At 34.8% G+C, this 14526-nt stretch carries 21 protein-coding genes, 1 pseudogene and 1 riboswitch; of the genes and pseudogenes, 21 read left to right on the top strand and 1 reads right to left on the bottom strand.

Annotated elements, in window-relative coordinates:
- Nucleotides 1-142 precede the first annotated feature (142 nt).
- The 4 genes from AC0IXC_RS17540 to AC0IXC_RS17525 all read left to right on the top strand — a co-directional run bounded on the left by AC0IXC_RS17540 (nucleotide 143) and on the right by AC0IXC_RS17525 (nucleotide 2823).
- The gene (locus tag AC0IXC_RS17540) at nucleotides 143-328 is read left to right on the top strand and encodes a hypothetical protein (protein WP_001180550.1); all 186 of its coding nucleotides are present in this window, start codon (nucleotides 143-145) and stop codon (nucleotides 326-328) included.
- A gap of 13 nt (nucleotides 329-341) precedes the next feature.
- Complete coding sequence (locus AC0IXC_RS17535) at nucleotides 342-590, top strand: spore coat protein (protein ID WP_002015950.1); 249 nt, start codon at nucleotides 342-344, stop codon at nucleotides 588-590.
- Between the two features lie 246 nt (nucleotides 591-836).
- Nucleotides 837-1787: an L-lactate dehydrogenase gene (locus AC0IXC_RS17530; protein ID WP_002034621.1), complete on the top strand. Its 951-nt coding sequence runs from the start codon at nucleotides 837-839 to the stop codon at nucleotides 1785-1787.
- Between the two features lie 22 nt (nucleotides 1788-1809).
- Nucleotides 1810-2823, top strand: coding sequence for a PTS sugar transporter subunit IIC (locus tag AC0IXC_RS17525; RefSeq protein ID WP_471653083.1), 1014 nt, complete (start codon nucleotides 1810-1812; stop codon nucleotides 2821-2823).
- A gap of 53 nt (nucleotides 2824-2876) precedes the next feature.
- Here AC0IXC_RS17525 and AC0IXC_RS17520 read toward each other — a convergent pair whose 3' ends face one another.
- Entirely contained in the window at nucleotides 2877-3524 is a 648-nt protein-coding gene (locus AC0IXC_RS17520; protein WP_002143641.1) for a phosphatase PAP2 family protein, read from the bottom strand.
- A 144-nt stretch (nucleotides 3525-3668) separates the two neighbouring features.
- On the opposite strand from AC0IXC_RS17520, the gene AC0IXC_RS17515 reads away from it, so the two are divergent.
- From AC0IXC_RS17515 to metQ (AC0IXC_RS17435), 17 genes and pseudogenes are all read left to right on the top strand, one after another.
- The gene (locus AC0IXC_RS17515) at nucleotides 3669-4196 is read left to right on the top strand and encodes a hypothetical protein (protein ID WP_012261939.1); all 528 of its coding nucleotides are present in this window, start codon (nucleotides 3669-3671) and stop codon (nucleotides 4194-4196) included.
- 55 nt (nucleotides 4197-4251) lie between these two features.
- A complete protein-coding gene (locus AC0IXC_RS17510; protein ID WP_002034624.1) occupies nucleotides 4252-4404 on the top strand; it encodes a hypothetical protein in 153 nt (50 codons plus the stop codon).
- A 350-nt stretch (nucleotides 4405-4754) separates the two neighbouring features.
- On the top strand, nucleotides 4755-5588 hold the full coding sequence (locus AC0IXC_RS17505) for a WXG100 family type VII secretion target (RefSeq protein ID WP_002143638.1): 834 nt from the start codon (nucleotides 4755-4757) through the stop codon (nucleotides 5586-5588).
- Between the two features lie 15 nt (nucleotides 5589-5603).
- Nucleotides 5604-5795, top strand: coding sequence for a hypothetical protein (locus AC0IXC_RS17500; protein WP_002143637.1), 192 nt, complete (start codon nucleotides 5604-5606; stop codon nucleotides 5793-5795).
- A 14-nt stretch (nucleotides 5796-5809) separates the two neighbouring features.
- Nucleotides 5810-6073 carry a DUF4176 domain-containing protein gene (locus tag AC0IXC_RS17495; protein WP_002143636.1) on the top strand — a complete coding sequence of 88 codons (264 nt, stop codon included), beginning with the start codon at nucleotides 5810-5812 and terminating at the stop codon, nucleotides 6071-6073.
- 116 nt (nucleotides 6074-6189) lie between these two features.
- Nucleotides 6190-6579 (top strand): hypothetical protein, encoded by a 390-nt coding sequence (locus tag AC0IXC_RS17490; RefSeq protein ID WP_471653082.1) that lies wholly within the window; start codon nucleotides 6190-6192, stop codon nucleotides 6577-6579.
- A gap of 290 nt (nucleotides 6580-6869) precedes the next feature.
- Nucleotides 6870-7079 (top strand): annotated as a pseudogene (locus tag AC0IXC_RS17485) (hypothetical protein); the annotation flags it as partial.
- Nucleotides 7080-7199: 120 nt separating this feature from the next.
- On the top strand, nucleotides 7200-7442 hold the full coding sequence (locus tag AC0IXC_RS17480) for a DUF3937 family protein (RefSeq protein ID WP_002143630.1): 243 nt from the start codon (nucleotides 7200-7202) through the stop codon (nucleotides 7440-7442).
- 607 nt (nucleotides 7443-8049) lie between these two features.
- Complete coding sequence (locus tag AC0IXC_RS17475) at nucleotides 8050-8415, top strand: arsenate reductase family protein (RefSeq protein ID WP_002129756.1); 366 nt, start codon at nucleotides 8050-8052, stop codon at nucleotides 8413-8415.
- A 41-nt stretch (nucleotides 8416-8456) separates the two neighbouring features.
- Nucleotides 8457-8840, top strand: a complete 384-nt coding sequence (gene gcvH / locus AC0IXC_RS17470; protein ID WP_000026895.1) for a glycine cleavage system protein GcvH — start codon at nucleotides 8457-8459, stop codon at nucleotides 8838-8840.
- 373 nt (nucleotides 8841-9213) lie between these two features.
- A complete protein-coding gene (locus AC0IXC_RS17465) occupies nucleotides 9214-9558 on the top strand; it encodes a toprim domain-containing protein (RefSeq protein WP_000640865.1) in 345 nt (114 codons plus the stop codon).
- 3 nt (nucleotides 9559-9561) lie between these two features.
- The gene (locus AC0IXC_RS17460) at nucleotides 9562-9870 is read left to right on the top strand and encodes a thioredoxin family protein (RefSeq protein WP_002015940.1); all 309 of its coding nucleotides are present in this window, start codon (nucleotides 9562-9564) and stop codon (nucleotides 9868-9870) included.
- 152 nt (nucleotides 9871-10022) lie between these two features.
- Complete coding sequence (locus AC0IXC_RS17455; RefSeq protein WP_002015939.1) at nucleotides 10023-10367, top strand: hypothetical protein; 345 nt, start codon at nucleotides 10023-10025, stop codon at nucleotides 10365-10367.
- A 125-nt stretch (nucleotides 10368-10492) separates the two neighbouring features.
- Nucleotides 10493-10600, top strand: a riboswitch (SAM riboswitch).
- Nucleotides 10601-10908: 308 nt separating this feature from the next.
- Nucleotides 10909-11934 carry a methionine ABC transporter ATP-binding protein gene (locus AC0IXC_RS17450; RefSeq protein WP_002015938.1) on the top strand — a complete coding sequence of 342 codons (1026 nt, stop codon included), beginning with the start codon at nucleotides 10909-10911 and terminating at the stop codon, nucleotides 11932-11934.
- Nucleotides 11927-12592: a methionine ABC transporter permease gene (locus AC0IXC_RS17445; RefSeq protein WP_002129754.1), complete on the top strand. Its 666-nt coding sequence runs from the start codon at nucleotides 11927-11929 to the stop codon at nucleotides 12590-12592. Before AC0IXC_RS17450 ends, AC0IXC_RS17445 begins: the two co-directional genes overlap by 8 nt.
- Before the next feature lie 22 nt (nucleotides 12593-12614).
- Nucleotides 12615-13427, top strand: a complete 813-nt coding sequence (gene metQ, locus AC0IXC_RS17440) for a methionine ABC transporter substrate-binding lipoprotein MetQ (protein ID WP_002015935.1) — start codon at nucleotides 12615-12617, stop codon at nucleotides 13425-13427.
- Nucleotides 13428-13498: 71 nt separating this feature from the next.
- On the top strand, nucleotides 13499-14305 hold the full coding sequence (metQ, locus tag AC0IXC_RS17435) for a methionine ABC transporter substrate-binding lipoprotein MetQ (protein ID WP_002089377.1): 807 nt from the start codon (nucleotides 13499-13501) through the stop codon (nucleotides 14303-14305).
- Nucleotides 14306-14526: the final 221 nt, after the last annotated feature.

Here is a 14526-nt window from a genome sequence, read left to right as displayed (position 1 = left end):
ATTGAATGAATATTTAGCATAAAAGATGAATGGCCTAGCTATTCATCTTTTATTTTGTTTATATGTGGGAAAAGTTAATGAATACAATCCAAAAAGAACCAAATACTAATGATGAATGAACAAAGAAAGGCGGGTATGTTATATGCAAAACTTAACAGAGCTTGAAGTAGAAAACTTACGTCATTTAATTGGTGGACATGCGACGATTATTAACAAATTGGACCAGTATGCACAGGCTTGTACAGATCCACAGCTAAAGCAAATGCTACAAAAGGATGCACAAGATGCACGAAATACGAAACAGCAATTAATGACTTTTCTAGGATAGGAGGAAGAGAGAAATGAATGAAAAAGATATGGTAAATGATTATTTAGCAGGGTTAAATTCAAGTTTAACAAGTTATGCAAATTATATTTCTCAGTCTGATAATGAACAGTTACATCAAACGTTAATTCAAATTCGTAATCAAGATGAGATGCGTCAACGTAATATGTATGAATACGCAAAGCAAAAAAGTTATTATAAGCCGGCAGCGCCTGCTAACCCAATGATTGTACAGCAATTAAAAAGTCAATTAAGTGCGGAATAGTGTGATGAATGAAACGAGCGAATGGATTCGCTCGTTTTTTTGTTTGGTATATGTCAATAAATACATAAAAAATATTTTTCCGGTTGTAACAAATATGACGAAAATGGAATATAACAATTCACAAAAAGGACAAAAGTTTGCTCAATATTTCACAAAGTATCCATGGTTTCTATCGTGAGAACCTCTATAATTAGGGGTGTAAAGAACGAAAGAAATAGACTACATGATCAATTAGGAGAGATTGCTATGAATAGAAACACAAGAAAAATTGCAATTATCGGTACTGGATTAGTTGGATCAAGCTGTGCGTATTCCATTGTAAACCAAGGGATTTGCGAAGAGCTATTGTTAATTGATATAAATCATGAACGTGCAGTTGGAGAAGCGATGGATTTATCGCACTGCATTAACTTTACAAATACAAGAACAAAAGTATATGCAGGAAGTTATGAAGACTGCAAAGATATGGACATTGTCATTATTACAGCAGGACCAGCGCCGAAGCCTGGACAAAGTCGTTTAGACACTTTAGGAGCAAGCGCTAAGATTATGGAGGGTGTTGTTGGCGGCGTAATGGAAAGTGGATTTGATGGCATTTTCTTACTCGCATCGAACCCAGTTGACATTATTACATATCAAGTGTGGAAGCTATCTGGATTACCTAGAAATCGTGTGATTGGTACAGGTACATCACTAGATTCTTCTCGCTTAAGAACAATTTTATCTGAAATGTTACATGTAGACCCTCGTAGTATTCATGGGTATTCATTAGGAGAACATGGTGATTCTCAAATGGTTGCTTGGTCTCACGTAACTGTTGGTGGAAAGCCGATTTTACAAATTTTAGAAGAGAAAAAAGACCAATTTGGTGAAATAGATTTAGATGAAATTGTTGAGAAGACTGCAAAAGCTGGATGGGAAATTTATAAGCGCAAAGGAACTACTTATTACGGAATCGGAAATTCTTTAGCTTATATTGCGCGCTCAATTTTCAATGATGATCACCGTGTTATCGCTGTTTCAGCTATTTTAGATGGTGAATATGGCGAATACGATATTTGTACAGGAGTACCAGCAATTATTACTAGAGACGGTGTAAGAGAAGTGGTAGAACTAAACTTATCAGAAGATGAAGAAAGTCGCTTTGCAAAATCAAACGATGTTTTACGCGATTATATGAAAACAATTGGTTACTAAATTATAGGAGAAGGTGAAACAAATGAAGGAATATATAATGTCTCGTGTGTTTAAAGCTTCTGCCGGAATCGCACAGGGTATTTTCGTATCCCTTGGAATTGGTTTACTAATCGAAAATATAGGAAGAATTGTTGATATCCCATTACTTATTACAATCGGAGTTGTTGCAAAATCACTTATGGCACCAGCAATTGGAGCCGGGATTGCCTTTATGCTCGGTGCAAACGGACTCGTAATTTTCTCAGCAATAGTAGCTGGAGCAATTGGAGCAGGTTCCATTTCAATTACTGAAGCTGGTCTCATCATTAAAACAGGTGAACCAATCGGTGCATTATTAACAGCGACTTTAGCAGTTTATATTGGTAAACGATTAAGTGGAAAAACTGCTTTAGATATGATGCTCGTTCCATTTGCAGCAATATTAGGTTCTGGTTTAGTCGGTATTTGGTTAGCTCAAAATATTAGCCCAGTTTTAAATACAGTTGGAGCATTCATTAAAGATAGTTCAGCTGGTAGCCCGTTTATCGCTTCTATCGTGATTGCTGTAGTTTGGGGATTGTTACTTATCTCTCCAGCTTCATCAGCTGCGTTAGCGATAGCGCTTAGCTTAGATGGTGTTGCAGGCGGTGCAGCACTTGCAGGATGTGTTGCTCAGTTTATCGGATTCTCTGTTATTTCAGCGAAAGAGAATAATTTAGGTGGCATATTAGCTCAGGCACTTTGTACTCCAAAAGTACAGTTGCCGAACATTACTAAAAATCCAATGATTCTCATCCCAACTGTCGTCGCCAGTGCTATAGTGGGCCCAGTATCAGCATTAATTTTCCAACTGGAAGCAGGAAAAGAAATTGCAGGTCTTGGATTAAGCTCTCTTATCGCACCAATTAATTTAATTTCCAGCCAAGGGTGGGAAGTTGTCCCAGCGATGGTAATCACTTATATCATCATTCCAGTAGCTGTTTCTTATATACTGTACATTGCTCTTAAAAAAGCAGGTCGTATTCATTCTGGTGACATGACTGTACCACAATCTTAATTTGAAAATCTCCTTAATATAGAGAAAAGCAGACTGAAGCCACAGTCTGCTTTTTACATTTTTTGATTTTGTTTTACTGGAACACGTACGGTTTCTTTTGCTAATAACAACTGAACGCCGAAGTAAAGTACGCTTGCAAGCGTCATTCCAGAAATGGCGTCTACAAATGCATGCTGCTTCGTAAATAATGTTGATAAAATAATAAGCGTACCGAAGAAAGTAAGGATGTAATATTCCAAAGTATGCTGTTCCTTGCGCTTAAAGGCAGCTAACATAATTACAAATGTCGTAAGGACATGAATGCTTGGGAAGCAGTTTACTGGATGATCAATACTATAAATATAGCGGACTAGTTCGGAAAATACATCTGTTCCAACGACGGTTGGGCGTGGTACAGTTGTCTGCCAAAAAAAATAAATCGAAAAACAAGCAAGTTTTCCAAGAATTACACTACTTAAAGTGACATAATATTGCTTTCGATCAGCAAAACAGTAATAAATAAGTGCACCGTATAAGTATGGAAACCAAAGTAAGTAAGGAATAATAAATGCTTTCACAAATGGAATCCAATCATCTACTACAGTTGTGACATCTACTGCGTGAACAGTAGATTTATTTAATACATCGTAAAGGGGACTTACGAGTACGAGTAGAAGTATATAACTTAACGGAAGAAGAGATGAAAGTTTAAATTTCTTCATGATAATCTCCTATGTTTTAGTAATGTAAATAAATTCAATTGATTATAATATAGAAAATCCAATTGGGCTATCGATTTTGCTTACATTTTCTTGAATTCACCTTACATTTTTGTCACTTGACTTAAAAGAGGGGGAGGGTGCTATATGAAGCGTTCATTTTATTTCTTAGTTTTTATATTGTTATGCCTAGTGAGTACTGGGTGTGCAAAGGATAAAGAAGGAGAGAAATTAGAATATAACGGGAGAGCACTCGTAATTGGAGTTGTTGGTGAAAAGCCGAAAGATACGTTTAGAAATATAAAGTTTGAAAATGTGAAGTTAGAGGAATTGGAAAAGAAATCTAAGGAAGTGGATGGTTTTCTAATAATGAAAGATCACTTTCAAGAAGCCTCAACAGAGCAGTATAAAGATGTATTTTCATCGCTAAAGAAACCAGTATTTTTTATTGGTTTACAAGATAAATCATATTCAACTTTTATTACAAAAGGGATAGAGTATAACAGTGCACGAAAAGATGTAAATGCTATGTATACGCAAGGTTTTGCAAATATCGGAAGTGGTGAAGGACAACAATGGGCAGTTGGTTTATCGAATGGTGGAAATACAGAAGAAAGTATTCATAATATGTATATCGTAGTATTTCAAACAATTGCAGATTATTTGAATAGATGATGAAGGAGCCTGTAAACGAGGCTTCTTATTTTTTTATGTAGAAGCATATAACAATGTGATTGAGAAGCTCACGCAAGCTTTACAACGTATGCCAGATGCATTCGCGGCTGTAATGATACCGATTTATAATTTTATATCAGCTATTGCAGATTTAATTATAAAATTTAATAAAGCGCATCGAGTATTAGCTCGTTTTATCAAGGGATGATAATGTTAGTTCCACATCTTCCCCCTTGCGATTGGTATTGGTTTGTGGGCAAGTATGCAAGCAGCTTTAGCTTTATTATGGTAGGTAGAGCCAGGAACGAGGATTCTCCTTTATTTTGCATGCAGGAATCGGTTATATAGTGGTTCAAATGATTCCATTGTTTATAAAATTGCTAAAGATATATAGATTACTTTTTTATTTGGAGGAATTCCCTAACTATCATGGAATACAATCATCAAAAATTCTAAATAATATAATTTTTACCTTGATTTTTTTGGGAAAAACAGTAATTATATGAATGTGTAATTCTAATGTTAAATTAGGAACCATAGAAATAAGGGGGGGTATAAATGGGAGAGATCAAGGTTACTCCAGAGGAATTAAGAAATAGGGCAAAAAATTTTAAATACGCTAGTGCTGAAGCAACTGATCGTCATAATAGGATTCTTTCAGAATTGTTGAATCTTCAAATGAGATGGATAGGAGCTTCGAGTTTATCTTTTTATAATGATTTGCCTACTTTAACCAAAGCTTATGAATCTTTTAATAGTCATTTGAAAAATATTGAAGAAGAATTAGTGCGTATTGCCCTTAAGTTTGAAACAACGGATAATAATGGAGTTAATATGACTAGTGGTGCTACTGGATTAAGTACTGCCGGATTAAGTGCTGCTGGATTAGGTGCTGGATTAGGGATTAATAATAAAGTTAATTTACAATCAATAACTGATTTGTTAAGTACCAAGTCTAAAGAAGGCTATTTATATAATGAAAGAAGTGGCCCGTTATATGCTAAAGCTATAGGTGGTGAATTGAAAGCTGGAGCAATTATTGGAGGCAGTGCCTCATATAACACTGTAAAAGTAGGTATTGAAGGTTCAGTAAATATTGATGGAAGAGATTTAAAAGGAGAAGCAAGTTTAAGCATGGCAAACGCGGAAGTTGCTGCTAAAATAGATAAAAATGGCTTTGAACTTGGGGCGGAGGCCTCTTTAGCAAAATATGAAGCGGGGATAGATATACCTATACCATTTACAGATCATGATTTACATCTTGGTGGTTCAGCCTCACTTGGACAAGCCGGTGGTTCACTAAAGGTAAGTTCAAGTGGATTTAAAGTGAATTTCCCTTGGGGACCTGGAGCTAGTCCTGTGGGTACAGGTGTTGAAGTAGAGATAAAGTAAAAAGGAGTATCTTTTATGACTTTAGAAAGTTTGAAAAAAATTTTAACAATTCTTTTTGTTATTTGTTTTTTTGGTACTATTATTCTTACAATGTTTGATGCTACATATAATTTAAAAGAAAAAATAATCTTTTCATTGATATATTTAATTACAGTTCCTATTAGTTTTTTAATTTTATATAAAATAGGTAAATTTTTCATTAAATAAAGAGGTGAATTAAAATGGAGAAGGTAGAGAAAGACACATTACTTCCGATTGGTTCAGTTGTGAAATTTAAAACATGGGAACAGCCATTAATGATATATGGTAGAAAACAAGAAGATTCAAAAACTAAGAAAACTTGGGATTATGTAGCTTGTTATTATCCTATCGGAAATATTTCAACCGAATATAATATGTTTTTTAATCATGAACATATATCAGAGGTGATTTTTACTGGATATGTAAATGAAGATGAAATGAAGTTGCGTGAAGATTTAAAATAGCATTATTGATTTTACAACTATAATAATTATAATATATTCACTAGGGTATATTATAGTTATTATAGTTTTTTTGAATGTAAATAGGAGGATATTTATTGTGAGGATAAGGGGGAATGATGTTGAAAACTATTAAAAATACATTATTATTTATTCTATGTTTGGTAGTTCTTAGTGGTTGTTTTACAAGAGAGGGAACGATTGTTGGTGGTAAGGTTCATGGAGGTTCAAATAGTATAGATGGAAAGTATAAAAGTTTCACAGGTTTTGCCACTCAAGATATGGATGTAACAAAAGGTGAAAGCTGGATATTTTCCTTTGATGATAAAACTAAGCAAGGAACCATAAAGGCTTATGTTTTAGATTCAAATGATAATACAATACTGGAAGTTAATAGTGGAAACAGTAAAAATAATATTAAAGTGTCTAAAGATGATACATATAAAGTTAAAATTATAACAGAAGAACATGGTGGAGAATTTGAAATATCATGGAAAAAAGAAAAGTAGTTAAGTTAATGAGTATCGGGCTATTATTATGTTCTTAGGATTCGGATATCTTCCAAAGAGATGGGGAAAAAGGAAAGTTTCAGAAAAGTTTCTGCAAGCAAAATTTGCTGATGAAGGAAAAGGGATTTTGATTATTACTTATGCTATAGATTTATATGTAATATCTATTCCTTTAAAAGTAAAGAAATATAATTCACTTTAATTTCTATTGAATATAGAAGTGATTATGCTATGAAAGTCATGTTTATGCATGGCTTTTTCTTTGCAGTAATTTCTTACCTGTCGGTTCTATCGCATCCGTTGTAGCGTTATGTGGCGGGATATTCATTATGGGTGGTAGCCAGGAAAAGGGATTTCCCCTTATTTCAAGGACTGGGATTGGCTATATAGTGGTTCAAATGATTCCGTTATTTATGCGATTAATTGTCGGGATTGCTAAAGCTATTTTGTCCTACACTTGTAGGGCTTTTTTATTAACAGTAATTCCTCAATATTCATGAAATATGCAAATGTGCATATTGTATTTATTTGGATTTTATTCATGTTAAAATTACATATAAAGATTTTTATATGTAATGAACTGAAAGCAGAAATATCCAATGAATTTTGAGAGGTGTTACATGTTTAAAAATAAGAAATTGATTCAATTTGGTCTAACATTACTTGTATGTTTATGTGTAATTGATTTTACAATCAGTTATTTTCAAGCGTATCTTGAATCAGCCGCAGGTATTAAATGGGTAATATCAGAAACTTGGAGAACTATTTTGTTAGATGCCCCTGAAAGTATATTGGTTATTTTAGGCGCAGTTGCTTTATATGATTTCACAAAAGAAACATTGCCAAAAGACGCATCACTTTAAATGCGTCTTTTTTTATTTCATTCAATTAGCAATTTCATGGATAGTAGTCTTGCTGTAAAAGCGGAATAAGAAGCCCTAATTAGGGCTTTTTTCATTGCAGTAATTTCTTCAACATCATGGAATACTCTCACTATTACGGCCAAAATCGTTAGTTCCTTTTATCTGTACGCCTTTGTCATTTAAAGTGTTTCCGGGTTCTGTGATTATAGGCTGAAATGGTTAAATAAACGTTTGTTTAAGATGTATGTTCGGTAGGAAGAAACCGATGCAACTCAAAGGTTAACAAAGAAAAGTAGGAAATTAATCAAACGTTTGTTTAAGATGTATGTTCGGTAAGAAGAAACCGATACAGCTCAAGGGCTAACAAAGAAAAATAGGTAGTTAATCAAACGTTTGTTTAAGATATATGTTCGGCGTGGGATGAGAAAAAAATTTTAAAAAATTATATATTTATTTTTTCTTAATAAATGGCGGAAAAATAAGAAAAATTAGCAGGATTATTAAAAATTATCACGAAATAAGTAAAAGTTTAGCGAATAATCGTTTGAAATAATAAAATGTTTTCTATATGATAAAGGTAAAGGTTAGTAAAAAAGTAGGTGAATTTATGACAGTAACATTTTATTCATATCCAAAATGTGGCACATGTCAAAAAGCAAAGAAATGGTTTGAGGCAAACGATGTAGCATATGAGATGATTCATATTGTTGAAAATCCACCGTCAAAAGAAGATTTACGTAATTTACATGAGAAAAGTGAATTACCATTAAAAAAATTCTTTAATACAAGTGGAATGCGTTACCGCGAACTTGGTTTAAAAGATAAGTTAAAGGATGCAAGCGAAGACGAAATGTATGAGCTTTTAGCATCTGATGGCATGTTAATTAAACGTCCAATTGTAACAGATGGAACGAGTGTAACACTTGGTTTTAACGAAGAGCAGTTTGAAAGTGTGTGGAAAAAGTACCAATAAGGTATTTTTACATAATTAATACATTCACTGGAGGTACAGTCATGAGCATTCCAAATAATTTACGTTACTCTGAAGAACACGAATGGGTAAAAACAGAAGGTAATGCGGTTGTTATCGGTATTACTCATTTTGCGCAAGGTGAGTTAGGCGATATCGTATTCGTTGAACTTCCTGAAGTAGGTGCAACAATCCAAGCTGACGAGCCATTCGGAAGCGTAGAATCTGTTAAAACAGTTTCTGAACTATACGCACCTGTAAGTGGTAAAGTTGTAGCAGTAAACGAAGAATTAAGTGACCAACCAGAACTAGTTAACGAATCTCCATACGAGGGTGCATGGATGGTTAAAGTTGAACTTTCTGATGCAAGCCAAGTTGAGAAGTTATTAACTGCAGAAAAATATGCAGAAATGACAAACCAAGACTAATTATAGTCGAAGAAAAAGGACAGCCTTTGTGCTGTCCTTTTTTATGTTGTGTACATAATGAATTTAAAAACATATATATTAATTATTATGTAGGAGAACGTTTTTGAAAAACTTTTTTCATGGAGGCTTCATGCTGAGCGAGCGGCTTGCGCTTTTCATTGTCTAGCTCCAGCGGGCTAGATTGTTCGGTGGCTTCGCGTCTTCCTGTGAGGCAAAAGGCGCCTCTACCTCAGAAGCTCCATCCCCCTCGCAATCTGAGCGAGCCGCTTGCGCTTTTCTTTTGCAAAAATAAACAGGAAACAACATGAAAATAACGAATATACTATATACTAAGTTAAAGGTTGTATAGTATATGGTGATCGGGTGATGACATATGATTTATGTGGAAAAAGTCATTATTGTAGAAGGTAAATCGGATAGAAGAAAGATTGAATCTATTATTCGTGAACCAGTGGAAATTGTTTGTACAAATGGTACAATTGGTTTGTCGAAAATGGATGAGCTCATTGATCAATTTTTTGATAAGGACGTATATGTGCTAGTGGATGCTGATGATGCAGGAGAAAAGTTAAGGAAACAATTCCGAAAAGAATTTCCGCAAGCAGAGCATATTTATATTGATCGCTCGTATCGCGAGGTGGCGACTGCACCTTCTTCACATTTAGCAAATGTATTATGGGGAGCAGACATTGACGTTTATACAGAATATTTACGGTAAGGAATGATAGAAGTGATTGATTGGACAGGTGCCGAAGCTACAGCCCTAATAGGAAATGAAGAAAAAACAGTGTTATATGTGTATACACCAATGTGTGGAACATGCCAATTGGCAAAGAAGATGTTAACGGTCGTTGAGATGACGATTGAAGATTTGAAAATTGGAATGTTAGATTTAAATTATGCCCCGCATTTAGCGAAAGAGTATGGGATAGAAAGTGTACCGTGTTTACTTATTTTTGAAAATGGGACACTGATGAAGAAAATATATGCATTTCATTCGGTGGAATATTTATATACGGAATTAAAGTAGGCGGCAAAGTTTTTGCCGCCTCGACATATTTCTTGGGAAATATGTCGACATGCGTGATAGATACAGTATTTGTCGAGCGAAAATAACAGGATTGCCCTTTAATAAGAGGGAATGGTATGTAATAGAAAGTGATATGAGGGATGTGGTTTAGGATGAAATTATATTCTTTGCTTCAATCATTTGTAAATTACGCTAATGGTCAATATCATTTAGAACCGCTTTTAAGGCAAGGAGAAAGAACTGTTAATTTTCGTTTTGGAGATGAATGCTGTTCGTTACAAATTTCAAGAGATTATATAGAACTTTTGAAAGAGGCGAGAGGAACGGAACAAATCGTTTGTTTAGAGGAAGAGGATGTACAAAAATTAGTGACTGGAAATATGAGGTTGCAAAAGTTAATGAGTGATGGACGGGTACAATATTCTGGAACGTATCGAACGATGTTATTAGTTGAATCGATGTTTCATATATGTAAACCGATGTCAGTCGGAGCTTAAAATTCTGAAGTTTCTTTTTTTACGAAAATTTCTGTTGACAGAGCATGTGGATATTGATACAATTCAATTCATAAAATATAGACAATTTCATAAATTTTAAATCAGACGAAAATTTAATCTGATTTCTCTTATTAAGAGAGGTGGAGGGACTGTGCCCTGTGAAGCCCGGCAACCGTCAACTTATGTTGAAATGGTGCCAATTCCTGCAAAGCAAATGCTTTGAGAGATGAGAGAGAGGGATAATGTTGTTATATACGCATATAAACCTTTCTGCTTCTCTAGAAGCGGAAAGGTTTTTTGTTGTTTGAATGCGGAGGACATTCAAATAATAAGAGGAGCTATAACGATGGACTACACGCATGAAAAATAAAAAAATGCGGAGTCTATCCAAAGTTTTATGAAATCCAGCTCCAGCGGCTAGAACAGTCGGTCGTTTCATCCCTTCCTATGAGGCAAAAAGCGCCTCTACGTCTGGGATTCCAACGCCCTCTTGTTCTAAACGAGCCGCTTACGCTTTTTAAACAAAAAAGGGGTGAACATCATGATTTTATTAGAAAATGTAAAGAAAATATATAAGGCAAAAAGCGGTGATGTCACTGCTGTAGATAACGCCAACTTAAAAGTAGATAAGGGTGAAATATTTGGTGTTATTGGATATAGTGGCGCTGGGAAAAGTTCGTTAATTAGATTGTTTAATCAGTTAGAGAAACCAACTTCTGGCCAAATTACAATTGCGAATCGTGTGATTTCAGCGATTACTGGAAATGAACTTCGTAAGGCAAGACAAGAAATCGGAATGATTTTTCAGCATTTCAACTTACTTTGGTCACGAACTGTGCGTGAAAATATCGCATTCCCACTTGAAATTGCAGGTGTCGATAAGGCGGAGAGAAGAAAACGTGTCGATGAGTTAATTCATCTTGTTGGATTAGAAGGAAGAGGAGACGCGTACCCATCTCAGCTAAGTGGTGGACAAAAGCAGCGCGTCGGGATTGCAAGAGCGTTAGCAAATAATCCACAAGTACTTTTATGTGATGAAGCAACGTCAGCTCTTGATCCGGAAACGACAGATCAAATTTTAGATTTATTGTTAGATATTAATAAGCGTCTCGGCTTAACAATTGTATTGATTACGCATGAGATGCACGTTATTCGCAAAATTTGTAATCGAGTTGCTGTAATGGAGAAAGGGAAAATCGTAGAAACGGGTCCAGTACTTGACGTATTCCGTAATCCACAGCAAGACATTACAAAACGATTTGTACAGCAGTTAACTGATTCTGAAGATACAAATGAAACGATTGAAAGTTTAATAGAAAAGTATCCAGATGGAAAAGTAATTCGTTTGCAGTTTGTCGGTGAAGCGGTAGAAAGACCGGTACTTCAAAGGTTAATGCAGCGCGGTGATATAGAAGTTAGCATTTTGCAAGGAAATATCGCGCAAACGAATAACGGCTCTTACGGAAGTTTAGTCGTTCATTTAAATGGTGAAGAAACAGCGATCCAGCAAGCAATAGAAGGGATTCATCAAGATCAAGTAGAGCTGGAGGTGATTGCACATGGATAAGTTAATCGCAAATATTGATTGGAATCAAATGTTAGAAGCAACTGGTGAAACGTTATATATGACGGCAATCGCAGCGCTTGCCACATTTGTTTTAGGACTTATTTTAGGACTATTACTCTTTATGACAGCGAAAGATAATTTATGGGAAAATAAAGCGATTAATACGGTGATTGGAGCGTTCGTAAACATTTTCCGTTCTATACCGTTCATTATTTTAATTATTTTATTAATCCCGTTCACAAAGATTCTTCTTGGAACAATACTCGGAGCGAGTGCAGCGCTGCCAGCTTTAATTATTGGAGCGGCACCGTTTTACGCGAGAATGGTTGAAATCGCACTTCGTGAAATTGATAAAGGTGTAATTGAAGCTTCAAAAGCGATGGGAGCAAAAACAAGCACAATTATTTTGAAGGTGTTAATTCCAGAATCGTTACCAGCGTTAGTATCTGGTATTACGGTTACGACTATTGCTTTAGTAGGCTATACAGCAATGGCAGGTGTTGTTGGTGCTGGTGGTCTTGGAACACTTGCTTACTTAGAGGGATTCCAGCGTGGAAATAACGATGTAACAATCGTTGCGACAATTTGTGTATTACTCGTTGTATTTTTAATTCAGTGGATTGGTGATAGTTTAACGACTCGAATAGATAAAAGATAATGAAAACAGGGGGATATTTCAAATGAAAAAATTATTACTTACAGCACTTATTTCAACTTCAATTTTTGGGTTAGCTGCTTGTGGCGGGAAAGATAAAGATGAAAAGAAACTTGTTGTTGGTGCTTCTAACGTACCGCACGCTGAAATTTTAGAAAAGGCAAAACCGTTACTTGAGAAAAAAGGAATTGAGTTAGAAATTAAAAAATTCCAAGACTACGTGTTACCGAATAAATCGTTAGCAGATAAAGAATTAGATGCAAACTACTTTCAGCACATTCCGTATTTAGAAAAAGAGATCAAAGATAAGAAATATGATTTTGAAATAGCAGGAAAAATTCATTTAGAACCGATTGGTGTGTATTCTCAAAAATATAAGAGCTTAAAAGAACTTCCAAACGGGGCGACAATTATTATGAGTAATTCTGTTACTGATCATGGTCGTGGTTTAGCAATTTTACAAAAAGAAGGCATTTTAAAAATTAAAGACGGAGTAGAGCCAGTTAAAGCAACTCCAAAAGATATTGCGGATAATCCGAAAAACTTAAAGTTCAAAACAGATATTGAGCCTGGTTTATTGCCACAAGTGTATAACAATAAAGAAGGCGATGCGGTTCTAATTAATTCTAACTATGCAATTGATGCGAAATTAAACCCAGAAAAAGACGCGATTGCAATTGAAGGAAATGATTCTCCATACGCAAACGTAGTAGCTGTTCGTAAAGGCGATAAAGATAAAAAAGAGATTAAAGCTCTTATAGAAGTACTGCATTCTAAAGAAATTGAAGACTTTATTACTAAAGAATATAAAGGGGCAGTTGTTCCTGTAAAAGAATAATTGCGGAAAAAGGGCTGGTGTATGCCGGTCCTTTTTTTACTACATAAATATAGGGGAGAAGGGGACATCATATGAAAAAGATTCTATTGTCAGTTGTTACAGCACTGTCTGTATTTACATTAGCTGCTTGCGGGGGGAAAGATGAGAATAAGCTTGTCGTTGGCGCTTCTAATATACCGCACGCTGTTATTTTAGAAAAGGCACAGCCAATATTAGAGAAAAAGGGCATTAAGTTAGAGATAAAAAAATTCCAGGATTATGTTTTACCAAATAAGGCATTAGCTGATAAAGAAATCGATGCAAATTATTTTCAACATATCCCTTATTTAGATAAAGAGATTCAAGAAAAAGGATACAAAATTGTAAATGCAGGAAAAATTCATTTAGAGCCAATGGGCATTTATTCTAAGAAATATAAAAGCTTAAAAGAACTTCCAGATGGCGGAACAGTTATTATGAGTAATAACGTAGCGGAGCGTGGCCGTATGCTCGCATTGTTACAAAAAGGCGGCGTTATTAAATTAAAAGACGGTGTAGATGTTGTTAAAGCAACAGTAAAAGATGTTGTAGAAAATCCGAAAAATTTAAAGTTTAAAACAGATGTAGAACCTGGACTTTCACCGAAGCTGTACGAAAACAATGAAGGTGATGCTTTATTTATTAATTCAAACTACGCAATTGATGCGAAATTAAATCCAACAAAGGATGCAATCGCAATTGAAGGATCAGACTCTCCTTACGCAAATATTATCGCAGTTCGTAAAGGTGACGAGAAGAAAAAAGAAATTAAAGAGCTAGTAGAAGTGCTACATTCAAAAGAAATTCAAGATTTTATTAACAAAGAATATAAAGGTGCTGTACTTCCTGTGAACGAATAGGTGCTGGAAAGGGCTGGGAATAACCCAGTCCTTTTTTCTTTATATATATAAGAAGAAAGGTGTATCATAAGAGGATGTAAAGGAAATACTTATATACATTTGTGAAAAAATTGTTACATTTTCTTAGTGTTTGCGATATCATTTTATTTGCTATAAGATTAGAATGAGAATAAAATGAGAATATGAACGTTTTAGTAATTTTTAAAATGTATATAGAGGAT

It is taken from the genome of Bacillus sp. AC266, from assembly GCF_979253805.1.
The sequence above is the reverse complement of the archived record's forward strand: the minus strand, read 5'-3'. Positions and strand labels throughout refer to the sequence as shown.

What these genes read in the sequence shown, in the direction of transcription:
- AC0IXC_RS17530 (WP_002034621.1), top strand. Translation starts at nt 837, where the DNA reads ATGAATAGAAACACAAGAAAAATTGCAATTATCGGTACTGGATTAGTT.
- AC0IXC_RS17475 (WP_002129756.1), top strand. Translation starts at nt 8,050, where the DNA reads ATGACAGTAACATTTTATTCATATCCAAAATGTGGCACATGTCAAAAA.
- AC0IXC_RS17535 (WP_002015950.1), top strand. Translation starts at nt 342, where the DNA reads ATGAATGAAAAAGATATGGTAAATGATTATTTAGCAGGGTTAAATTCA.
- AC0IXC_RS17455 (WP_002015939.1), top strand. Translation starts at nt 10,023, where the DNA reads ATGAAATTATATTCTTTGCTTCAATCATTTGTAAATTACGCTAATGGT.
- metQ (WP_002089377.1), top strand. Translation starts at nt 13,499, where the DNA reads ATGAAAAAGATTCTATTGTCAGTTGTTACAGCACTGTCTGTATTTACA.
- gcvH (WP_000026895.1), top strand. Translation starts at nt 8,457, where the DNA reads ATGAGCATTCCAAATAATTTACGTTACTCTGAAGAACACGAATGGGTA.
- AC0IXC_RS17480 (WP_002143630.1), top strand. Translation starts at nt 7,200, where the DNA reads ATGTTTAAAAATAAGAAATTGATTCAATTTGGTCTAACATTACTTGTA.
- AC0IXC_RS17525 (WP_471653083.1), top strand. Translation starts at nt 1,810, where the DNA reads ATGAAGGAATATATAATGTCTCGTGTGTTTAAAGCTTCTGCCGGAATC.
- AC0IXC_RS17450 (WP_002015938.1), top strand. Translation starts at nt 10,909, where the DNA reads ATGATTTTATTAGAAAATGTAAAGAAAATATATAAGGCAAAAAGCGGT.
- metQ (WP_002015935.1), top strand. Translation starts at nt 12,615, where the DNA reads ATGAAAAAATTATTACTTACAGCACTTATTTCAACTTCAATTTTTGGG.
- AC0IXC_RS17490 (WP_471653082.1), top strand. Translation starts at nt 6,190, where the DNA reads ATGTTGAAAACTATTAAAAATACATTATTATTTATTCTATGTTTGGTA.
- AC0IXC_RS17520 (WP_002143641.1), bottom strand. Translation starts at nt 3,524, where the DNA reads ATGAAGAAATTTAAACTTTCATCTCTTCTTCCGTTAAGTTATATACTT.
- AC0IXC_RS17495 (WP_002143636.1), top strand. Translation starts at nt 5,810, where the DNA reads ATGGAGAAGGTAGAGAAAGACACATTACTTCCGATTGGTTCAGTTGTG.
- AC0IXC_RS17465 (WP_000640865.1), top strand. Translation starts at nt 9,214, where the DNA reads ATGATTTATGTGGAAAAAGTCATTATTGTAGAAGGTAAATCGGATAGA.
- AC0IXC_RS17540 (WP_001180550.1), top strand. Translation starts at nt 143, where the DNA reads ATGCAAAACTTAACAGAGCTTGAAGTAGAAAACTTACGTCATTTAATT.
- AC0IXC_RS17445 (WP_002129754.1), top strand. Translation starts at nt 11,927, where the DNA reads ATGGATAAGTTAATCGCAAATATTGATTGGAATCAAATGTTAGAAGCA.
- AC0IXC_RS17515 (WP_012261939.1), top strand. Translation starts at nt 3,669, where the DNA reads ATGAAGCGTTCATTTTATTTCTTAGTTTTTATATTGTTATGCCTAGTG.
- AC0IXC_RS17500 (WP_002143637.1), top strand. Translation starts at nt 5,604, where the DNA reads ATGACTTTAGAAAGTTTGAAAAAAATTTTAACAATTCTTTTTGTTATT.
- AC0IXC_RS17505 (WP_002143638.1), top strand. Translation starts at nt 4,755, where the DNA reads ATGGGAGAGATCAAGGTTACTCCAGAGGAATTAAGAAATAGGGCAAAA.
- AC0IXC_RS17460 (WP_002015940.1), top strand. Translation starts at nt 9,562, where the DNA reads ATGATAGAAGTGATTGATTGGACAGGTGCCGAAGCTACAGCCCTAATA.